Source organism: Bradyrhizobium sp. 33ap4, from assembly GCF_032654765.1.
GTDB lineage: Bacteria > Pseudomonadota > Alphaproteobacteria > Rhizobiales > Xanthobacteraceae > Bradyrhizobium > Bradyrhizobium australafricanum.
In genome coordinates, this window is the sequence record NZ_JAUMTJ010000008.1 from 1 (window position 1) to 19098 (window position 19098).

The following is a 19098-nucleotide window of genomic DNA, read 5'->3' on the forward strand; positions in this document are numbered from 1 at the left end:
AGCCATGTCGTTCTGTGAGCCAAGGAGTTGAGTGTTATAGTTGTCTTCCTAAGACCGCTTGGCCTCCGACTTGTTCGGATTTGGCATCAACGGATTCTGGACCAATCCGGCGATCTACGACTATTTCAACCAGAACCACGGCTGGGTGCTCGACAATTATCACAACGGCTATATCGCCATTCTCGTCGAGACCGGATTCCTAGGCTATTTCCTGTTCACGGCGAGCGTGTTCCTGTTTTCCTACAAGGTGCTCTGCCTGATCGCAGGGCGGGCGATCGACCGTCTGCACTGCGCGTTGATCATCGGGTTCGTCTTCCTCAACTGCCAAACCAATTTCACCGAGACGGTCTTCCTTCGCTCGACGATGTTCACGTCGGTGCTGCTGATCGCCTTCTTCCTCGCCATTTGCCGGCCGGTGCCGTCATCGCGCGTAGAGCCGCGCGAGTTGGAGCAGCCATGACCGCGTTCCGATTGCTTCTGCAAAGAGCCTTCGTCATGCTGGCGGCGGCACTTGCTCTCCCGCTGATCGCGCCGGCGAACGCTGCGGGGCAGGGGGCATCGCCGGTCGCCGCGGCATTGGGGCGCGGCATCAATATTCTCGGCTATGACGGCATCTGGGAAGGCTACCGGAACGCGCCGTTCCGCCTGGAAAACCTCGCCGCGATTCGCAGGGCTGGCTTTTCCCATGTCCGGATCAACTTCTTCGGCTTCAGGCATATGGAGTCCGGCAACATCCTCGATGATGCCGTCCTGCGGCGCCTCGATGCCGTGATCGAGCAGGTGCTGGCAAACAGGCTGGTTCCGATCCTCGATGAGCACGACACCGATCTCTGCCAGCGCGACGTGGCGGAATGCGGCGTGAAGCTCAAGGCATTCTGGCGCCAGATCGCATCGCGCTATGCGGGGAAATACCCGGCGCTGGTGTTCGAGATACTGAACGAGCCCGGCGGCAACATGACCTCGGCCGAATGGAATGCGCTGCTCGGCGATTGCCTTGCCATCATCCGGGATACCAACCCGAAGCGCAATGTCGTGGTCGCGATCCTGAACATCGAGGAGCTGCCGATCGATCAGCTGGTGCTGCCGGCCGGCGACCGAAACCTCATCGTCACATTCCACTATTACCTGCCGCTGCAATTCACCCATCAGGGCGCGCCGTGGTCGCCGACCTTCTCGAAGATCGGTCCGTTGCGCTGGGGCTCTGCGGAAGACGAAGCCAGGGCCTCGGCCGATTTCGACAAGATCCGCTCCTGGTCCGAGAAGGAACAGCGCCCGATCTATCTTGGCGAGTTCGGTGTCTATGAACGTGCGCCCGCGGAGAGCCGCGCGACGTATCTGTCGTTCATGGCGCGACACGCGGAACGCAATGGCTGGGCGTGGGCGTACTGGCAGTTCGACCACGATTTTGCGGCATTCGACGGCGCCCGGCAACGCTGGAAGGCGGACATCCTCCGCGCGATCATCCCTCCGGGCCGCTAAGCCGTTCGATTGGACGCAGCGTTCGATTCAGGATTGGCCGGCGGCCTTGACGACGCGATTGTCCCGCGCAACGAGCACGCCACCCTTGTAGACTGAACGCCCGGACGGCCGCGCCACCACGGCCTCCTGGATATGCACGGCGTTCAAGGTTACGAAATCGGCCTTGGCGCCCACATGCAGGCCGTAGTCCTCGAGCCTGAGCGCCTTGGCGCCGGCCACGGTGATCATGTCGAACGCGATCGCGAGCTCCTCATCGGTGTAGAAGCCCGAGCGGTATCCGATCATCATGGCACGGCCCAGCATGTCGCCGTCGCCATAGGGCCACCAGGAGTCGCGGATGTTGTCGTTGCCGCTGAACACCGTGACGCCGGCTTTCCGCAACAGCGCGACCGGCGGGAACGGCCGGCTGCCCGGGGCATTCGTCATGATCGCCACGCCCGAACGCGCCAGACTGTCGGCGGTCTTCTTCAGCGCATCGGCAGGAATGTCGCCGAGCCCGTAAGCGTGGCTGACGGTGACGCGGCCCGCCATGCCGAGCGCGCGCGTTCGCGCCGCGATCTGCTCGACCTCGAAGGCACCGAGCATGCCGCCGTCATGAAGATGGATATCGACATCGACGCCGTGCTTTTGCGCAACGCCGAACACGACGTCGAGATGGCCCTCGACATCCCGGTCGAAGCTTGCGGGATCGAGCCCGCCGACGGCGTTGGCGCCGAGCTTGACGGCCTCGTCGAGCAGTTGCGGCGTGCGGGGGCTGGTGAGGATCCCGTTCTGCGGGAACGCCACGAGCTGGATATCGATCAAGTCGCTGTATTCCTCGCGAACCCCGAGGATGGTCTCCAGCGACTTCAGTCCCACTGAGCCGTCGACCATGACGTGGCTGCGCATCTGCGTCGTGCCATGGCCGATGCAGAGGTCGAGCTGGTTCCGCGCGCGCACGTCCATCGGCGCGGCGGCGGCAAGGTTCTTGGCCTGAAACGCCACCCGCTCATGGACGTCGAATCCGTCGGTGCAGGGACGGTGTGGCCGCCAGGTATCGCCGTAAAAACTGGTGTCGAGATGGATGTGGCCTTCGACGAAGCCGGGCACGACCAGCGCATTGCCGAGATCGACGATCTCGACCCCGCTGGGGCGTTCGCCCTTCGCCTCAATCGCAACGATGCGGCCGCCACGAACCAGCATATCGCGGCTGGCGCCGTCACCGAACCTGGCATTGATGAAGAGTTTGTCGGCTGGCATCGGATCTGTTCCTCTTGTCGCTTGCGTCGCATGCAGATCGCGCGGCTCTCCATGCCTTGCCTAACATGGTCGGAGGAATAATACTCCGCTCGCATAAGCAGACAAGGAACCGAGAGCGTTGCCGGAGATTGCAAGCGGGGAACAGTTCGATGTCAAGCGCGCAGCCCTTGCCGCGACCATCGGCAACATGCTGGAGTTCTACGACTTCATCACGTACAGCTTCTTTGCGACCGAGATCGGCCGCACCTTCTTTCCCGCGCACAGCGAATACGGCAGCCTCATGCTGTCGCTTGCGACCTTCGGCGCCGGTTTCCTGACGCGGCCGATCGGCGGCATCGTGCTCGGCGTCTTCTCCGACCGGGTCGGACGGCGGCCGGCGATGCTGCTGAGTTTCGCGCTGATGGGCGGCGCGATCCTGACCATCGCGCTGACGCCGTCCTATGCCGCGATCGGCATTGTGGCGCCGATCATCGTGATCCTGGCGCGGATGGTGCAAGGATTTGCGCTGGGCGGCGAGGTCGGGCCGACCACGGCCTATCTGATCGAGATCGCTGCACCGAGGAACCGCGGCCTCGTGGTCGCCTGGCAGCCTGCCAGCCAGGAGATCGCGGCGACGGTGGGCGCGCTTGTCGGTGTCATCCTGAGCAGCGCGATGGCGCCCGACATGCTGCAGGCCTATGGATGGCGCATCGCGTTCCTGCTAGGCGCCGTCTGCCTGCCGTTCGGCATCTGGATGCGCCGCACGCTGCCGGAAACCGTCTCGCACGGCGAGCACGTCGCCGGGCAGATCGAACGCTCGAGCCATGTGGCGCTGGCGCGGCGGCATCTTCGCGTCATCGTGCTGGCGGTGATGATCCTGGCCAGCGGCACGATCTCGACTTATGTGACGCAATACATGACGACCTACGCCAAGAATACGCTGCATGTGTCGCCGTCTCTGGCGTTCACGGTATCGCTGGTCAGCAACGGACTGCAGATCATCGGCGCGGTGCTGGGCGGCTGGCTTGCCGACCGGCTCGGGCGCAAGCCGATCATGATCTGGCCGCAGCTGGTCGTGCTGGTGCTGACCTATCCGGCCTTCCTGTGGATCGTCCAGGACCCCGGCGCGTGGTCGCTGCTGTTCGGCTTCGGCATCCTGTCGTTCATCGGATCGCTGCCGTTCACCGCGTTCTATGCCGCCTTCACCGAAGCGCTGCCGCAGAGCATTCGCGGCGGCGTGTTCGCCACGATCTACGCGGTCGCCATCGCGACGTTCGGCGGCACCGCGCAACTCGTGGTCACGTGGCTGCTGCACGTGTCAGGCGATCCGCTGGCGCCGTCCTGGTATCTTCTGCTCGCGGCGGCGGTCGGCATCGTGGCCATGAGCCTGATGCCCGAGACCGCCCCGGTGAAGGTCGGCGAGAAATAACGCCGGCAGACGCGCTCAATCCATGTCGCGAAAGGCGTGGCCGTTGGCCTCGATTTCCTTCACGAGCTGCGGCGGCAGATTGGCCTGCGCCGAGGTGCCGTCGAACACCCAGTCCTTGGCGTCGGCAAGGTCGGGAAGGCCGGCGCCCTTGCGGACGTAGAGACCGACCGATGCCTTCTTCGGATTGATGTAGAGATCGTAGTCCATTGCGCGCCTCCTCTCCGTTTCACGTTTGGCGGAAGCTCCGGCAACGGCCGGAGACTTCCCGGATAGGTCAACGCCGGCAAGACTAGGCGGGTTTCTTCGCCTCCGGCGCAAGCACCACCGACGCTTCGCTCGTCAGCATCAGGAAGGTGATGGTCTCCTGGAAATACAGCTGAACCGATTTCGCCGAGTGGCTGAGATAGCCGATCGAAAGATCCTGGCCGATCGAGAGCTGGAAATCGCCGCCGCGGGTGGTCAGCAGGACGCCACCCTCGATCGCGGGCGCCCAGATGATCTTGCCGTCGATCAGGCGCTGGATGTGCTGCAGCACCGGATAGCCGTCGTCGGTCGCCCCGCCGATGGCGGTATAGGGCTCGGTGCCGAGCAGCAGCGTATAGGGACCGTTGACGCCGGCAAGCCGCAACTGGCTGACCGCCTGCGCGACCACGGCGGGATAGTTCTTGACGCTCGGCGGCAGCGTCAGCACCGGGTTGCTGGTGCCCTGACGGATACCTTCGATGCCGGCGGCCGCGTAGCCGTCGAACACCGTGCGATCCTCGGCGAAGGCAATCTTGCGCGCCGCTTCCTTGAGCGGATCCCAGTCGGAATCATTCGCGCCGCGCTCGACATCGTCGATCGCCTGGCGCGAGAGCTCGAACGGCACGCGCAGTTCGACCAGCGCGCGAACGTCGCGTTGCGTCGCCTCGACCCCGTCGCCGGGCGCCGCAATCTTCTTGAGATGACCGGTGCCGACCGCGGAGAAATCCGTTCCCTTCGGACCGTCGACGTCGACGACACGGCGCGCCGCCAGATGGCGCTTCAACGTGCGCGAGGCCTCCTCTTCGATCTGGGCCCATGCCGCGTCCGAGATAGGGGCGAGTCCCCGATGAAGATTATTCATGTCCAGCCTCTCCTTTCAGTGAGCCGATCCCGAGCGAGCCGTCGGACGGCGGTATTCCTGGTGCAGGTGTGTCGCGAGCCCCGGCGTCATCCGGAGACGGCTCGGCGGGCGAAGGTGCCGGCGCCTCGCTCGCGACATCCTCCAGGAAGGTCGCCGACGGGACGAAGAACAGCATGCCGGTGACGGCGCGGCTGAAGTCGAGCAGGCGGTCGTAATTGCCCGGCGGCTTGCCGACGAACATGTTCTCGAGCATCTGCTCGATCCGCTGCGGGGACTTGGCATAGCCGATGAAATAGGTGCCGAACTCGCCCTCGCTGATATTGCCGAACGGCATGTTGTCGCGGACGATATCGAGCTCCTCGCCATTCTCGACGATCGTGGTCAGCGCGTTATGCGCGTAGCTCGGCTTCACCGCATCGTCGAGCTCGATGTCGGACAGCTTGGTTCGGCCGATGATCTTTTCCTGCATCTCGACCGGCAGCTCGTTCCACTTCTTCAGATCGTGCAGGTATTTTTGCACGATCACATAGCTGCCGCCGGCGAACGCCGCGTCCTCGTCGCCGATGATGGTGGCGTCGGCGGCCGCCTGGTCCTCCGGATTCTCCGTGCCGTCGACGAAGCCGAGCAGGTCGCGTTCGTCGAAATATTTGAAGCCGTGCACCTCGTCGGAGGTCGCAACCGCATCGCCGAGCCGCGTCATGATCTGGGTCGCCAGCTCGAAGCACAGGTCCATCGGCACGGCGCGGATGTGAAACAGCAGGTCGCCCGGCGTTGCGACGGCGTGGTGGACGCCGTCGATCTCGCGGAACGGATGCAGGCCTTTCGGCTTCGGCGCGCCGAACAGCCGGTCCCATGCGTCGGAGCCGATGCCCATGACGCATGACAGCCGGCCCTCGAGATCGCGGAAGCCCACCGCACGCAGCAGCGCGCCCAGATCGGCGCACAGCGACCGCACCACCGCGTCATATTCCGGATTGGGCTTGATCGTGACCGCAAGGAAGATGGCCGCGCGCGTCAGCTTCGCAGCGACCGGTTGCGGAACGGCTGATGGCACGCATGTCTCCTTGACTAAACGGCACTTCCACGAGGACAAAAGGCAGGCGCTGGACGCCGGATCGGCGTCCAGACAGGGTCAGAGGAGCATGCCGCTGGAACCTTTACAAGGGCTCGAATGGCTTACGCTCTTGCAGAGGTGCCTGTCTCAATCGACGGGCTTGCCGGACTTCTCTTCCTCGAGGGTCACCGCGATCGCGGCGTTGGCCGAGAGCCGAACCTTGGAGCCTTCGACACCCGCCACGAAGCCGAGCTCGATGAAGTGGTGATGGCCCTTGTGGAAGCCGTCGCTCTCGCTCTTCTTGAGCTTGATGCGGTTGCCCTCGACGTGATCGACGGTGCCGACATGCACGCCATCGGCGCCGATGACCTCCATGTTGTCCTTGATCTTGTGCTGCGTCATGGCGCTCTCCTGGTTGCAGGTCAGCTTGTATATTCGGCTTGCATATGATGCCGGCAGACGACGCGGCGATGACAGCGCGTCGTTGGCGATCCGGCCTGTCTCACACCGGTTCGAATTCGTCCGCCGCCGCGTTCTCCGGCTTCTTGCCGTTGAAGGTGAGGCCGGCCTTGGTGGCCGAGAGTTTTACCTCTGAGCCGTCGCGCACATCGCCGGAAAGGATCATCTCCGCCAGCGGATCCTGCACGCTGCGCTGGATCACCCGCTTCAGCGGGCGGGCGCCGTAAGCCGGATCCCAACCCTTCTCGGCGAGCCAGTCCCGCGCCTTCGGGTCGAGCTCCAGCTCGATCTTGCGATCCTCGAGCAGCTTGCGCAGCCGCGAGAACTGGATCTCGACGATGCGGCCCATGTCGCTCTTCTGCAGCCGGTGAAACAGGATGATCTCGTCGATCCGGTTGAGGAATTCGGGCCGGAAGTGCGCCCGTACCATGTTCATCACCTGCTCGCGCACCGCGCTCGTGCTCTGGCCTTCCGGCTGGTTGACCAGATACTCGGCGCCGATGTTCGAGGTCATGATGATCAGCGTGTTGCGGAAATCGACGGTGCGGCCCTGGCCGTCGGTGAGACGGCCGTCGTCGAGCACCTGCAGCAGTACGTTGAAGACGTCGGGATGCGCCTTCTCGATCTCGTCGAACAGCACCACCTGATAAGGCCGCCGCCGCACCGCTTCGGTCAGGGCACCGCCCTCGTCATAGCCGACATAACCGGGAGGCGCGCCGATCAGCCGCGAGACCGAATGCTTTTCCATGTATTCGGACATGTCGAGGCGGATCATCGCGGTCTCGTCATCGAACAGATATTCGGCAAGCGCTTTCGCAAGCTCGGTCTTGCCGACGCCGGTGGGACCTAAGAACATGAACGAGCCGATCGGCCGGTTGGGGTCCTGCAGGCCGGCGCGGGCGCGGCGCACCGCGGTCGACACCGCGCGGACCGCCTCGGCCTGGCCGACGACGCGCTTGCCGAGCATCTCCTCCATGCGCAGCAGCTTGTCCTTCTCGCCTTCCAGCATCTTGTCGACCGGCACGCCGGTCCAGCGCGACACCACCTGCGCGATGTTGTCGGCGGTCACGGTCTCGCTGGCGGACGAGGTCTCGCTGGCTTCGACCGCCGCGAGCTTCTTCTCGAGCTCGGGAATCCGGCCATAGGCCAGCTCACCGGCCTTCTGGAATTCTCCCTTGCGCTGCGCATTGGCAAGCTCGGTACGCAACTGCTCGAGTTCGCCCTTCATCTTCTGCGCATCGGAGAGCTTGCTCTTTTCCGACCGCCATTTCGAAGTCATGTCCGCCGATTTCTTTTCCAGGTCGGTGAGATCCTTCTCGAGCGTCTGCAGGCGGCTCTTGGAGCCGAGATCGGTCTCCTTCTTCAGCGCCTCCTGCTCGATCTTCAGCCGGATGATCTCGCGGTCGAGCGAGTCGAGTTCTTCCGGCTTGGAATCGACCTGCATCTTCAGCCGGGCGGCCGCTTCGTCCATCAGGTCGATGGCCTTGTCGGGCAGGAAGCGGTCGGTGATGTAGCGGTTCGACAGCGTCGCGGCTGCAACCAGCGCCGAATCCGCGATGCGCACGCCGTGATGTTGCTCGTATTTGTCCTTCAAGCCGCGCAGGATCGAGATGGTGTCCTCGACCGTCGGCTCGGAGACGAACACCGGCTGGAAGCGCCGCGCCAGCGCTGCATCCTTCTCGACATGCTTGCGGTATTCGTCGAGCGTGGTGGCGCCGATGCAATGCAGCTCGCCGCGAGCGAGCGCGGGCTTCAACAGGTTGGATGCGTCCATCGCGCCGTCGCCCTTGCCGGCGCCGATCAGCGTGTGCATCTCGTCGATGAACAGGATGATGCCGCCCTCGGCCGAGGTCACTTCCTGCAGCACTGCCTTGAGCCGTTCCTCGAACTCGCCGCGATACTTTGCGCCGGCGATCAGCGCGCCGAGATCGAGCGCGAGCAGCGCCTTGTCCTGCAGGCTTTCCGGCACGTCGCCGTTGACGATGCGCAGCGCGAGGCCCTCGACGATCGCGGTCTTGCCGACACCGGGCTCGCCGATCAGCACAGGATTGTTCTTGGTCCGCCGCGACAGCACCTGGATGGTGCGGCGGATCTCCTCGTCGCGGCCGATCACCGGGTCGAGCTTGCCGTCGCGCGCGGCCTGGGTGAGGTCGCGGGCGTATTTCTTCAGCGCGTCATAGGCGTTCTCGGCCGATGCGCTGTGGGCGGTGCGGCCCTTGCGCAGCGCGTTGATGGCCGCATTCAGGTTCTGCGGATTGACACCGCCCTTGGCGAGCAGTTTGCCGGCCTCGCTGTCCTTGTCGGCTGCGAGCGCCTGCAGCAGGCGCTCGACGGAGACGAAACTGTCGCCGGCCTTGTCGGCGGCCTGTTCCGCCGCCGCGAAGGCGCGCGCGGTCTCGGGCGCCAGATAGATCTGTCCGGAGCCGGCGCCGCTGACCTTCGGTATCTTCGCCAGCGCGTCTTCGGTCGCCTTGAGGATCGCGCGCGAATTGCCGCCGGCGCGGTCGATCAGGCCGGCCGCGAGGCCCTCATTGTCGTCGAGCAGCACCTTCAGGATGTGCAGCGTCGAGAACTGCTGATGCCCCTCGCGCATCGCGAGCGATTGCGCCGACTGAATGAAACCGCGAACGCGATCGGTATATTTTTCTATGTTCATCGTGGCACCTCAAGGCAACGCAGGCTCGTCGAGATCCATTATGCCACGCAGTTCCGTCGGCGACAGATGGCGGAACGATGACATCCATCATGCAACAGCCCCGTGCAATTGCGCCGGCGGAAAACCGCGGGCCAAAGGCTGCCGCATCTCGCATCGTGTGGTCCTTTCAGGGGAGTGTCAATCGCGCAGCGCGCTCGCTGGGATGCTTCGGTTAAGCCGTTGTGAGGGCTGATGTTCGTCGCTGGCACTCATCCGGGGGCACTGCTACGGCCGCGCGGGCAAGCCGGGTGCACGCGTCGCGCTGATTGCGGTTCGATGGATCGGCGGGCTCGCGAAGCGAGTGCTGGATGAGCATGGATCGCCGTGATCGTACAAAGGCCAAAGGCATGATCGGGACACGCTATCGGAATCGATCACGTCGCGTTTCGCGTAGCTCGCCCGATGATGCAGAGAAGCAACGCGCGATGTTCCACTGCATCGCGCAACGTTGCATCACGGCGCGCTCTGAACCGACCATGAATAGCCGGATGAGCGCGTTTCCGTTTGCGTCGATGCGTTTCAGCCTGGTGTAAGGTCAAGGCGCTAGCGATGAAGTGTGTCGGTGCATTGCCGATGCACGGAACCTTTGTTCCGTCTCACGTTGAACGTGCTCATCGAAGAGGCTCCCAATGACAACTCGTCTCCTTTCGACCGCGTCGTGTGCAGCGATTGCCACGGCGCTGTTCTATGCGACCGCGGTGCCCGCAATCGCGCAGGATGCGGCATGCGCGCCGGTCTCTGCCGTCGAGACCGCGCCGCCGCCGTTGCCGACCTACGATCAGCCGCCGGTGCCTGGTCCCGGCTATATGTGGTCGCCGGGCAACTGGTCGTGGGATGAGGATCGCGGCGATTACTACTGGGTGCCGGGCACCTGGGTGCAGCCGCCGCGGGTCGGGCTGCTGTGGACACCTGGTTATTGGGGCGCGTTCGGCGGCGGCTTCATCTTCCATCAGGGCTACTGGGGTGATCGCGTCGGCTTCTACGGTGGCATCAATTACGGCTTCGGCTACGGCGGGTCGGGCTATGAAGGCGGCCGCTGGGATCACGGCAACTTCTTCTACAATCGGACCGTGAACAATCTGCAGGGTGCGCGGATCACCAACGTCTACGAGAAGAACGTCACGATCAATCAGACCACCGTCAACAACGTCAGCTACAATGGCGGCCGCGGCGGCATCGAGGTGCGGCCGACGCCGGCCGAGCGCGCGGTCGCCAAGGAGCAGCACTTCGCGGCGACGCCGTTGCAACGCAAGCAGGTCGAGACCGCAAGCCAGGATCCGAGCCTGTTCAAGCGGACCAACAATGGCGTGCCCGCAGTCGCCGCAACGGCGCGTCCTGGCGAATTGAAGGGACCGGGCGTGGTTCGCGCGCGGCCGCTCGGCGAGGCGGTGCCTGCCAACGCCGCACGGCCGGCGGCCGGGGAGCCGGGGCACCCGGGAGCCGCACCCGCACCCGCAGCAGCACCGGCTGCCTCCCATGCGCTCTCGGTCCCGGGAAAGGAGCTTCCGGCGGCGCATCCGCCCGCCGAGGCGAACAAGCCCGCGGCGGAGGAGAAGCGCGCGGCACCTGCTCCCGAGACCAAGGCCGAGCCGCATCCTGCCGCGCCGGCGCCTGCCGGATCCCACGCGCTTCCGGTTCCCGAGAAGGGCGTTGCGGCGCATCCGCCCGCCGAAGCGAACAGGCCCACGGTCGAAGAGAAGCGCGCGGCGCCTGCCGCCGAGCCGAAGCTTGAGCCGCATCCTGCAGAAGCGACGCGGCCTGCCGTGCAGGAGAAGCGGCCCGAAGAGGTGCGCAAGGAAGAGCCGCGTCCCGAGCCTGCCGCGAAGCCCGTCGCGCGGCCCGAGCCAGCGAGGCCCGAAGCGCGACCGGAGCCAGCAGCGAAGCCGCAAGCGCACCCGGAGACGATGGCGCGCCCTGAGCCGCATCCGCAGCCGCAGGCCGCCCATCCCCAGCCGGCGGCACGGCCGGAGCCGCACGCCGCTCCGCACGCCGCTCCGCATGCTGCGCCTGCGGCAGGTCATCCCGCAGAGGAGAAGCGGCAGGAGCAACACTAAGGCACGTCCGCGCTCCGCTGGCTCGTTCCGGCGGAGCGCGGTATTGTTCCGCCTGTGCAAGCGATCATCACGGGAGGTTGGTCATGGCACAGAGTCATGGCGGCGATGGACAGCTCGACGATGGCAAGCCGCGTTTGAGCGAGGACGATATGCAGCGCGCCCTGCTCGGTCCGCGGGGCGTGCCAGGCAAGGCGGATACCGCCAAGATGACGCCGCAGCAGCAAAAGAACATGCCCACTTATCTGGACCCCGGACATACATCCTAACTTGTCATGTCACGTGAGCGCATGCTGCGTCGGCCGCTTCCGGGCGGCGCGCCTGCGCACTTGCAAATCGCCTGCTTTTGCGCCCTCATGATTGCAGGTGCACTCACGGTGTTGCGGAGCAGGTTGTGAGAAATCCGTACGAGGTTCTTGGCGTTGCCCCGACGGCGTCTGCGGCCGATATCCAGAAGGCCTATCGCAAGCTGGCGAAGAAGCTGCACCCGGACCTCAATCCGGGTGACAAGGCGGCCGAAGACAAATTCAAGGAAGTCGCTGCTGCGAACGATCTGCTCTCGGATGCCGAGAAGCGCAAGCGCTTCGATGCCGGCGAGATCGATGCTGATGGCGTCGAGCGGCCGCAGCATCGCTACTACAGGGATTTCGCCACCGCGGATGCGGGGCATCCCTATGCCGACAGTTCCGGCTATGCCGACTACATGGACCAGGACGACGCCTTCGCCGAATTGCTCCGGCGCAGCGAGCAGGCGCGCGCCAACCGGCGCGGCCGCGATTTGCATTACGCTCTCGCGATCGACTTCGCGGAATCGATCACCGGTGCGAGCAAGCGGCTGACGCTTCCCGACGGCGGTACGCTCGATGTGACGATCCCACCGGGGCTCGTCGATGGCCAGATCATTCGTCTGCGCGGCAAGGGCATGCCCGGCAGCGGCAAGGGCGGTCCCGGCGATGCGCTGATCGAGGTGGAAGTTCGCCCCGACCCGCGCTTCACCCGCGAGGGTGACGACATTACGCTGGAACTGCCGATCTCGCTGTCCGAGGCGGTGCTCGGCGGAAAAGTCCGCGTTCCGACGCCGACCGGTGCCGTGACCATGACGATTCCGAAGGGATCGAACACCGGCACGACCATGCGGTTGCGCGGCAAGGGTGCGCCCCGCGTCGGCGGAGGCCATGGCGACGAGCTCGTCAAGCTCAAGGTGGTCCTGCCCAAGGGACCCGATCCCGAGCTCGAGGCGTTTGTGTCGAACTGGGATCGAAAGGCATTCGATCCGCGCGAGGATGGTTCATCATGAACAAGCAGCAGTTCCTCATCGATGCGGGTCTGGAGGTGCAGACCCTGGAGTTCTGGATCGAGCAGCAATGGCTGGTGCCGGACGAGACCGCCAGCGAGATCAGCTTCTCCGACACCGACGTGGCGCGCGCGCATCTGATCCGCGACCTGAAGGGCGACTTCGGCGTCAACGACGAGGGCATCGACGTCATCCTTCATCTGGTCGATCAGCTGCACGGCCTGCGCCGCGCGTTCGAACAATTGCACAAGGACATGGCGTCACCACCGCGCTAGGCGCCTCACTTGCGATGAACCTCAGCCTTGGGACTCAGCCTTGGGATCAGCCTGGGAGACGATCATGACGGACAAGCCGACGCCGCTGGCGCATGGCGAGATCGACGTTCTTATCCTGCAGGCGCTGGTGCGCAAGCTGATCGCGAAAGGCGTGCTGACGCCGGACGACGTCCGGTCGATGCTGTTCGAGGCCGCCAAGAATCTTGACCTGGTCGGCAGCGAACTGACGACGGAAGCCGCCAACATCATCGTGCAGGAGGATCTCGCGCCGGCATTCCTTGGCGGCTAGTGTCCCGAATCCGAAGTTCGCATCATTTGCCGCACCTTCGGGGCGAACTTCGGATTCGATAAGGACACTAGCAAACTTCTGATTCTAGTGTGCTTTATGAATGCGAAGTTCGTGAAAGTGGCTGCCGCGAAGTTGCACGAACTTCGCATTCAGCACACTAGCGCATGATCCGGAAAAGTGGAAGCCGGTTTTCCCTCGCGACAGACGCAAAGCGTTTGCGCGGTGATCACGCTCAAACAAAGAGCTCAAATAATGAGGCTTCAGGTCTGGCCGCCGCGGGTGGAGACCAGTCGGATCCGGGTGACCTGGCCGGCGTTGCCGGCGAGATAGGCTTGTGCGTCACGCACCAGCCGCTCCACGGCGGCCGCGTCATAGCTCGGATGACGGGTGTTCAGATGCAAGTCGGTCTCGATCTGCATGACGTTTGTCGTGTCCGCGGCGCCGATCTCGACCGAGAACGACACCAGCGATACGTGCGGGCTCTTGAAGGCCATCGCTCGATCTCCCTCATCGCGTGACGCGCGGCGCGCATCTGTACGGTGGGTGCAGTCTATCTCAAGCTGCCGAATCCTGCTCGGCCGTTCGCATAGCAGCCGGAGGCGCCCTGTCGAGCTCCTCGATCATGCCGCGGGCGATCTCGCGCTCGCCCATGATCACGATGTCGGCGCCAAGTGCTTTGAGATGATCGACCTCGGCGTCGGAATGTGCACGGGCGATGATCTGGATATCGGCATTCGCGGCGCGCGCCTGTTCGACGATCTGGCCGGCCTCGAAGGCTTCGGGAATGGCGATGACCAGCGATCGCGCGCCGGCCGGATTGGTCGCGCGCAGCACGCTGGCGCGCGCGGCGTTGCCCATCAGCGCTTCGATGCCACGCTCCTTGAGCTTGGCGACCATGTCGTCGGACGCCTCGACCGCGAGAAACGGCGCGCTGCGTTGATGCAGCGCATCGCCGACGATGCTGCCGACCCGGCCGTAGCCGACCAGGATGGTGTGATCCTGCAATTCAGTGACCGGGATTGGTTCAGAAGCTGCGGCAGTTGGCGAGGAGGTCTGCGGCTTCTCGAGCCGCGACGTCAGCCAGTCGACGACCGCGAACACCAGCGGGTTGAGCATGATCGAGAAGATCGCGCCCGCCAGGATCAGGTCGCGGCCGGCCTTCGGCAGCAGATTGAGCGCAACGCCGAGTTCGGCCAGGATGAAGGAGAATTCGCCGATCTGGGCGAGGCTCGCCGAGATCATCAGGGCGGTTGCCATCGGATGACGGAACAGCACGACGATCAGAAGGGCTGCGATCGACTTGCCGACCACGATGACGAACAGCGTCGCGACGAATGGCCAGGGCTCGCGGACCACGCTCATCGGGTCGAACAGCATGCCGACGGAGACGAAGAACAGCACCGCGAACGCATCGCGCAGCGGCAAGGTCTCCTGGGCCGCGCGCTGGCTGAGCGGCGATTCCCGCAGCATCATTCCGGCGAAGAAGGCGCCGAGCGCCAGCGAGACGCCGAACAGCTTGGTCGCGCCGAACGCGATGCAGAGCGCGATCGCGAGCACGGTCAGCCGGAACAGCTCGCGCGAGCCGGTATGCGCGATGTAGTGCAGGACCCACGGGATCAGCCGGCGTCCGACCACCAGCATCAGCGCGATAAACACGGCGATCTTGATCAGCGTCAGCACCAGCACGCCGGTGAGCCCGAGACCGAAACGGGCGGCGAGGGGGTCGGAGGTGAGCGCCGCGCCATCGCCGCCCTGCAAGCTCGCCACCGCCGGGAACAGCACCAGCGCCAGCACCATGGCGAGGTCTTCAACGATCAGCCAGCCGACCGCGATCTTGCCGCGTTCGGTGTCCATCAGGCGGCGCTCCTGCAGCGCGCGCAACAGCACGACGGTACTTGCGACCGACAGCGCGAGGCCGAACACCAGACCCGCGCCGACGGTCCAGCCCATCAAGAGCGCGAGGCCGAGGCCCATCAATGTGGCGACCGCAATCTGCGCAATCGCGCCGGGCACCGCGATCGCCCGCACCGACAACAGATCGTTTAGCGAGAAATGCAGGCCGACGCCGAACATCAGGAGAATGATACCGAGCTCCGCCAGCTCGGTTGCCAGCGCCTGATCGGCAACGAAGCCGGGCGTGAAGGGACCGACGGCCACGCCCGCGAGCAGATAACCGACCAGTGGCGGAACCCGAAAGCGCTGGGCGATGGTTCCGAAGACAAAAGCGAGGCCGAGGCCCGCGACGACGGTCGCGATCAGAGGTGTGTCATGCGGCATTTCGCCTTGTCGCACAGCATCCCTGGCGGTGCACCGCGACCATTTGAGGCGCGGCATTCCGCGCGGAAACCGTGATCTATTGCTCATGGCGTGAGCATATGATCTCATGTCGGGATGGATCCGCGGCTTCCCGAGACTGATCTCGTCATCTTCGACTGCGACGGCGTGCTCGTCGACAGCGAGGAACTGAGCTGCCGCTGTCTTGCCGAGGCGATGGTTCGGGCCGGCATCGGGATGAGCACCGAGCGGGCGCTCGAGCTCTTCCTCGGCCGCAGCACCGCGGCCCTGGTCGACTACTGCCGGGGCGTGGGAAAGCCGTTGCCCGAGACGTTTCTGCCTGACCTTGCGCTGCAGGTCCGTGAGACCTTCCGCTCCCGGCTGAAGCCGATCGCCGGCATCGCGGCGGTGCTCAAGGAATTGCGGCTGCCATATTGTGTCGCCTCATCGAGCGATCTCGAGCGGGTGAAGTTTTCGCTGGAGCTGACCGGCCTCGCTGCCAGCTTCGGGCCGCGGCTCTACACCGCGCAGATGGTCAAGCGCGGCAAGCCGGCCCCGGATCTGTTCTTGCATGCGGCAAGCGCAATGGGCGCCGCGTCGCGCCGCACGCTCGTGATCGAGGACAGCGTCAGCGGTGTGATGGCCGCGAAGGCGGCGGGCATGAAAGTGTGGGGATTTGTCGGCGGCGCCCACTATCGGTTGGCGGATGGCAGTGCTCTGCTGCGGCAAGCGGGGGCGGATCGAATCTTCGCCGCGATGACGGATTTCTGGATGGAAGGCTGACGCAAGACGATGGCTGCGCCCGACAACGAAAAGTCTCGCCTCGACGATGCGGCGCGCGCCGGCTGGCTGTATTTCATCGCGGGCCACACCCAGGATGAGATTGCGAAAATGCTGCAGGTGTCGCGCGCCTCCGCGCAGCGTCTGGTGTCGCTGTGCCTGGCGGAGCGGCTGATCACGTTTCGCCTCGAACACCCCATCGCGGCCTGCATGGAGCTGGCCTCCCGGCTGAAGGCGCGGTTCGATCTGGTGCATTGCGACGTCGTGCCGACCGATCCGGCGGCGCCGCTGTCCAATGCAGGGATCGCCGAGCGCAGCGCCAATCTGCTGGAGACGACGCTGCGCTCGGAGACGCCTGTGATCGTGGCGCTCGGCACCGGCCGCGCGGTGCGCGCCGCGGTCGAGCGGGTCTCGCCGATCGAGCGGCCCGATCACCAGATCGTCTCGCTGGTCGGCAACATCTCCGCCGACGGCTCGGCGAGCTTCTACGACACGGTGGGACGGCTCGCCGACCGCACCGGCGCGCGCCATTACCCGATGCCGCTGCCGTTCCTGATGTCGAGCGAGGACGAGCGCAACCGCATGGTGCGCATCGACCCGATCGCGCGGGTGAGGGCGGTCGCCGCCAAGGCCGATCTGCGGCTGATCGGCATCGGCCAGATGGACCAGAAGGCCCAGGTCCATGTCGACGGCTTCGTCACCCGCGAGGAGCTGCTGGAGATGATGCGGCTCGGCGCGGTCGGCGAGGTGACCGGCTGGGCCTATGACGCCAAGGGCCGCCTGATCAAGGGCGGCACCAACAAGCGGCTGACCAGCATCCCGCCGCAGATCCCCGCGGAAGCGACCACGATCGCCGCGGCGGTCGGCGCCGCCAAGGTGCCCTCGATCAAGGCCGCATTGGCGGGCCGGGTGATCAACGGCCTCATCACCGATGAGGCCACCGCGCGCGCGGTGCTGGATCGTTAGGCGCCACGAGTCGTACTTCACCTCGCCCCGCTTGCGGGGAGAGGTCGGATCGCATCGGAGATGCGATCCGGGTGAGGGGGAGTCTCCGCGCATTCGTCCGCTTCGTATGCGCGGAAAGAGCCCCTCACCCCAACCCTCTCCCCGTAAGAACGGGGCGAGGGAGCGCAGTCCCGCTGTGGCCGCAAATCAAGTTGCCTTCTGGGTCTCAGCGCCCTTCTTCATCTCCGCAAACACCTCCATTCCAGCGTGCAGTGGAACCCGCAAACGCGCGGGACGGCGCTCCCGCGTGCTTGACAAAGTTTGGCGACGGAGTGAACATACGCTCAACACGTGGGCATATGCTCAACGTGACATAAGGGAGGTCACCTTGAAAAACGTCCTTTGCGCCGTTGCGGGCGCGGCTGCTGTTTTGATCTCTGCCCCCTCGATCGCCCAGACCACGCTGACGGTGGCGACCGTCAACAATGGCGACATGATCCGCATGCAGGGGCTCACCAGCGAATTCACCGCGAAGAATCCCGACATCACCGTCAAATGGGTGACGCTCGAGGAGAACGTGCTGCGCCAGCGCGTGACCACCGACATCGCCACCAAGGGCGGCCAGTTCGACGTGCTCACCATCGGCACCTATGAGGTGCCGATCTGGGCCAAGAAGAACTGGCTGGTGCCGCTCGACAAGCTCGGCGCCGATTACGACGTCGGCGACCTCCTGCCCAAGATCAAGGATGCGGTCTCGGTCGACGGCAAGCTCTATGCCGCGCCGTTCTACGGCGAAAGCTCGATGGTGATGTATCGCACCGACCTGTTCGACAAGGCCGGCCTGAAGATGCCGGAGAGCCCGACCTGGGACTTCGTGGTCGACGCCGCCAAGAAGTTGACCGACAAGTCGGGCGGCGTCTATGGCATCTGCCTGCGCGGCAAGGCCGGCTGGGGCGAGAACATGGCGTTCCTGACCGCGATGGCCAATTCCTACGGTGCGCGCTGGTTCGACGAGAAGTGGGAGCCGCAATTCACCTCGCCGGAATGGAAGAAGACGCTGACGACCTATGTCGACCTGATGAAGCAGGCCGGCCCTCCCGGCGCCTCTTCCAACGGCTTCAACGAGAACCTCGCACTGTTCAACGCCGGCAAATGCGCGATGTGGATCGATGCCACCGTGGCGGCGTCGTTCGTCAGCAATCCGAAGGAATCCACGGTCGCCGACAAGGTCGGCTTTGCGCTGGCGCCGAACACCGGGCTCGGCAAGAACGCTAACTGGCTGTGGGCGTGGAGTCTCGCGGTCCCCGCCGGCTCGAAGAAGGTCGAGGCGGCCGAGAAGTTCATCGCCTGGGCGACCAGCAAGGATTACACCAAGCTCGTCGCCGCGAAGGAAGGCTGGGCCAACGTGCCGCCGGGCACGCGCACCTCGCTGTACAAGAACCCCGACTATCTGAAGGTCGCCCCCTTCGCCAAGCTGACCTTGGCCTCGATCGATGCCGCCGATCCGAACAAGCCGACGGTGAAGCCGGTGCCTTACGTCGGCGTGCAGTACGCGGCGATCCCTGAATTCCAGGGTATCGGCACCCAGGTGGGCCAGCAGTTCTCCGCGGCGCTCTCAGGCTCGACCACCGTCGATGCGGCGCTCACCGCTGCCCAGTCCGTGACCGAGCGCGAAATGAAGCGCGCGGGCTACATCAAGTAGAGCACGCCTGAAACAAAGCCGGGGCGCGACAGCCGCCTTGGCCGCCCGA

Annotated in this window: 19 protein-coding genes and 1 pseudogene; 12 read left to right on the forward strand and 8 right to left on the reverse strand. The window is 64.9% G+C overall.

Going from position 1 to position 19098, the window contains the following annotated elements:
- Nucleotides 1-70: 70 nt before the first annotated feature.
- Together Q2M23_RS07990 and Q2M23_RS07995 are read left to right on the forward strand one after the other, a co-directional pair.
- Nucleotides 71-460, forward strand: a pseudogene (locus Q2M23_RS07990) (O-antigen ligase family protein); the annotation flags it as partial.
- Nucleotides 457-1479: a glycoside hydrolase family 5 protein gene (locus Q2M23_RS07995; protein WP_410469702.1), complete on the forward strand. Its 1023-nt coding sequence runs from the start codon at nt 457-459 to the stop codon at nt 1477-1479. The pseudogene Q2M23_RS07990 and the gene Q2M23_RS07995, both read left to right, overlap by 4 nt.
- 27 nt (nt 1480-1506) lie before the next feature.
- Here Q2M23_RS07995 and Q2M23_RS08000 read toward each other — a convergent pair whose 3' ends face one another.
- Nucleotides 1507-2718, reverse strand: a complete 1212-nt coding sequence (locus tag Q2M23_RS08000; RefSeq protein ID WP_316395267.1) for an amidohydrolase family protein — start codon at nt 2716-2718, stop codon at nt 1507-1509.
- A gap of 118 nt (nt 2719-2836) precedes the next feature.
- Between Q2M23_RS08000 and Q2M23_RS08005 the strand changes: the two genes are divergently transcribed.
- Nucleotides 2837-4126 carry an MFS transporter gene (locus tag Q2M23_RS08005; RefSeq protein WP_316395268.1) on the forward strand — a complete coding sequence of 430 codons (1290 nt, stop codon included), beginning with the start codon at nt 2837-2839 and terminating at the stop codon, nt 4124-4126.
- 15 nt (nt 4127-4141) lie between these two features.
- Here the strand turns inward: Q2M23_RS08005 and Q2M23_RS08010 are convergent, their stop codons facing one another.
- The 5 genes from Q2M23_RS08010 to clpB form a co-directional block, all read right to left on the reverse strand.
- Nucleotides 4142-4333, reverse strand: a complete 192-nt coding sequence (locus tag Q2M23_RS08010) for a hypothetical protein (protein WP_057019217.1) — start codon at nt 4331-4333, stop codon at nt 4142-4144.
- Between the two features lie 82 nt (nt 4334-4415).
- Nucleotides 4416-5231, reverse strand: a complete 816-nt coding sequence (locus Q2M23_RS08015) for a family 1 encapsulin nanocompartment shell protein (protein ID WP_168855797.1) — start codon at nt 5229-5231, stop codon at nt 4416-4418.
- Nucleotides 5224-6285 carry a Dyp-type peroxidase gene (locus Q2M23_RS08020; RefSeq protein WP_316395269.1) on the reverse strand — a complete coding sequence of 354 codons (1062 nt, stop codon included), beginning with the start codon at nt 6283-6285 and terminating at the stop codon, nt 5224-5226. Before Q2M23_RS08020 ends, Q2M23_RS08015 begins: the two co-directional genes overlap by 8 nt.
- 147 nt (nt 6286-6432) lie before the next feature.
- Complete coding sequence (locus Q2M23_RS08025) at nt 6433-6687, reverse strand: DUF2171 domain-containing protein (RefSeq protein WP_057019219.1); 255 nt, start codon at nt 6685-6687, stop codon at nt 6433-6435.
- 100 nt (nt 6688-6787) lie between these two features.
- Nucleotides 6788-9400: an ATP-dependent chaperone ClpB gene (gene clpB, locus Q2M23_RS08030; RefSeq protein ID WP_316395270.1), complete on the reverse strand. Its 2613-nt coding sequence runs from the start codon at nt 9398-9400 to the stop codon at nt 6788-6790.
- A 347-nt stretch (nt 9401-9747) separates the two neighbouring features.
- Between clpB and Q2M23_RS08035 the strand changes: the two genes are divergently transcribed.
- From Q2M23_RS08035 to Q2M23_RS08060, 6 genes are all read left to right on the forward strand, one after another.
- Entirely contained in the window at nt 9748-9972 is a 225-nt protein-coding gene (locus Q2M23_RS08035) for a hypothetical protein (RefSeq protein WP_141340045.1), read from the forward strand.
- A 96-nt stretch (nt 9973-10068) separates the two neighbouring features.
- A complete protein-coding gene (locus Q2M23_RS08040; RefSeq protein ID WP_316395271.1) occupies nt 10069-11493 on the forward strand; it encodes a hypothetical protein in 1425 nt (474 codons plus the stop codon).
- Nucleotides 11494-11576: 83 nt separating this feature from the next.
- Nucleotides 11577-11759, forward strand: coding sequence for a hypothetical protein (locus Q2M23_RS08045; RefSeq protein ID WP_057019222.1), 183 nt, complete (start codon nt 11577-11579; stop codon nt 11757-11759).
- Nucleotides 11760-11884: 125 nt separating this feature from the next.
- Nucleotides 11885-12787: a J domain-containing protein gene (locus Q2M23_RS08050; protein WP_316395272.1), complete on the forward strand. Its 903-nt coding sequence runs from the start codon at nt 11885-11887 to the stop codon at nt 12785-12787.
- The gene (locus Q2M23_RS08055) at nt 12784-13059 is read left to right on the forward strand and encodes a chaperone modulator CbpM (RefSeq protein ID WP_057019224.1); all 276 of its coding nucleotides are present in this window, start codon (nt 12784-12786) and stop codon (nt 13057-13059) included. Before Q2M23_RS08050 ends, Q2M23_RS08055 begins: the two co-directional genes overlap by 4 nt.
- Nucleotides 13060-13123: 64 nt before the next feature.
- Nucleotides 13124-13348: a hypothetical protein gene (locus Q2M23_RS08060; RefSeq protein WP_016843345.1), complete on the forward strand. Its 225-nt coding sequence runs from the start codon at nt 13124-13126 to the stop codon at nt 13346-13348.
- A gap of 260 nt (nt 13349-13608) precedes the next feature.
- Here the strand turns inward: Q2M23_RS08060 and Q2M23_RS08065 are convergent, their stop codons facing one another.
- Together Q2M23_RS08065 and ybaL are read right to left on the reverse strand one after the other, a co-directional pair.
- Nucleotides 13609-13842, reverse strand: coding sequence for a hypothetical protein (locus tag Q2M23_RS08065; RefSeq protein WP_028343292.1), 234 nt, complete (start codon nt 13840-13842; stop codon nt 13609-13611).
- Nucleotides 13843-13903: 61 nt separating this feature from the next.
- Nucleotides 13904-15625 carry a YbaL family putative K(+) efflux transporter gene (ybaL, locus tag Q2M23_RS08070; RefSeq protein ID WP_316395273.1) on the reverse strand — a complete coding sequence of 574 codons (1722 nt, stop codon included), beginning with the start codon at nt 15623-15625 and terminating at the stop codon, nt 13904-13906.
- Between the two features lie 114 nt (nt 15626-15739).
- Here ybaL and Q2M23_RS08075 point away from each other — a divergent pair, with 114 nt between their 5' ends.
- From Q2M23_RS08075 to Q2M23_RS08085, 3 genes are all read left to right on the forward strand, one after another.
- On the forward strand, nt 15740-16405 hold the full coding sequence (locus tag Q2M23_RS08075) for an HAD family hydrolase (RefSeq protein WP_229190986.1): 666 nt from the start codon (nt 15740-15742) through the stop codon (nt 16403-16405).
- 9 nt (nt 16406-16414) lie between these two features.
- Entirely contained in the window at nt 16415-17368 is a 954-nt protein-coding gene (locus Q2M23_RS08080) for a sugar-binding transcriptional regulator (RefSeq protein ID WP_076830623.1), read from the forward strand.
- Between the two features lie 367 nt (nt 17369-17735).
- A complete protein-coding gene (locus tag Q2M23_RS08085; RefSeq protein ID WP_316395274.1) occupies nt 17736-19049 on the forward strand; it encodes a sugar ABC transporter substrate-binding protein in 1314 nt (437 codons plus the stop codon).
- Nucleotides 19050-19098: the final 49 nt, after the last annotated feature.

Bases quoted from the DNA above. Each gene is read 5' to 3' on its own strand.
- Q2M23_RS08045 (WP_057019222.1), top strand. From the start codon at position 11,577: ATGGCACAGAGTCATGGCGGCGATGGACAGCTCGACGATGGCAAGCCG.
- clpB (WP_316395270.1), bottom strand. From the start codon at position 9,400: ATGAACATAGAAAAATATACCGATCGCGTTCGCGGTTTCATTCAGTCG.
- ybaL (WP_316395273.1), bottom strand. From the start codon at position 15,625: ATGCCGCATGACACACCTCTGATCGCGACCGTCGTCGCGGGCCTCGGC.
- Q2M23_RS08060 (WP_016843345.1), top strand. From the start codon at position 13,124: ATGACGGACAAGCCGACGCCGCTGGCGCATGGCGAGATCGACGTTCTT.
- Q2M23_RS08080 (WP_076830623.1), top strand. From the start codon at position 16,415: ATGGCTGCGCCCGACAACGAAAAGTCTCGCCTCGACGATGCGGCGCGC.
- Q2M23_RS08010 (WP_057019217.1), bottom strand. From the start codon at position 4,333: ATGGACTACGATCTCTACATCAATCCGAAGAAGGCATCGGTCGGTCTC.
- Q2M23_RS08025 (WP_057019219.1), bottom strand. From the start codon at position 6,687: ATGACGCAGCACAAGATCAAGGACAACATGGAGGTCATCGGCGCCGAT.
- Q2M23_RS08075 (WP_229190986.1), top strand. From the start codon at position 15,740: ATGGATCCGCGGCTTCCCGAGACTGATCTCGTCATCTTCGACTGCGAC.
- Q2M23_RS08040 (WP_316395271.1), top strand. From the start codon at position 10,069: ATGACAACTCGTCTCCTTTCGACCGCGTCGTGTGCAGCGATTGCCACG.
- Q2M23_RS08055 (WP_057019224.1), top strand. From the start codon at position 12,784: ATGAACAAGCAGCAGTTCCTCATCGATGCGGGTCTGGAGGTGCAGACC.
- Q2M23_RS08000 (WP_316395267.1), bottom strand. From the start codon at position 2,718: ATGCCAGCCGACAAACTCTTCATCAATGCCAGGTTCGGTGACGGCGCC.
- Q2M23_RS08035 (WP_141340045.1), top strand. From the start codon at position 9,748: ATGAGCATGGATCGCCGTGATCGTACAAAGGCCAAAGGCATGATCGGG.
- Q2M23_RS08065 (WP_028343292.1), bottom strand. From the start codon at position 13,842: ATGGCCTTCAAGAGCCCGCACGTATCGCTGGTGTCGTTCTCGGTCGAG.
- Q2M23_RS07995 (WP_410469702.1), top strand. From the start codon at position 457: ATGACCGCGTTCCGATTGCTTCTGCAAAGAGCCTTCGTCATGCTGGCG.
- Q2M23_RS08015 (WP_168855797.1), bottom strand. From the start codon at position 5,231: ATGAATAATCTTCATCGGGGACTCGCCCCTATCTCGGACGCGGCATGG.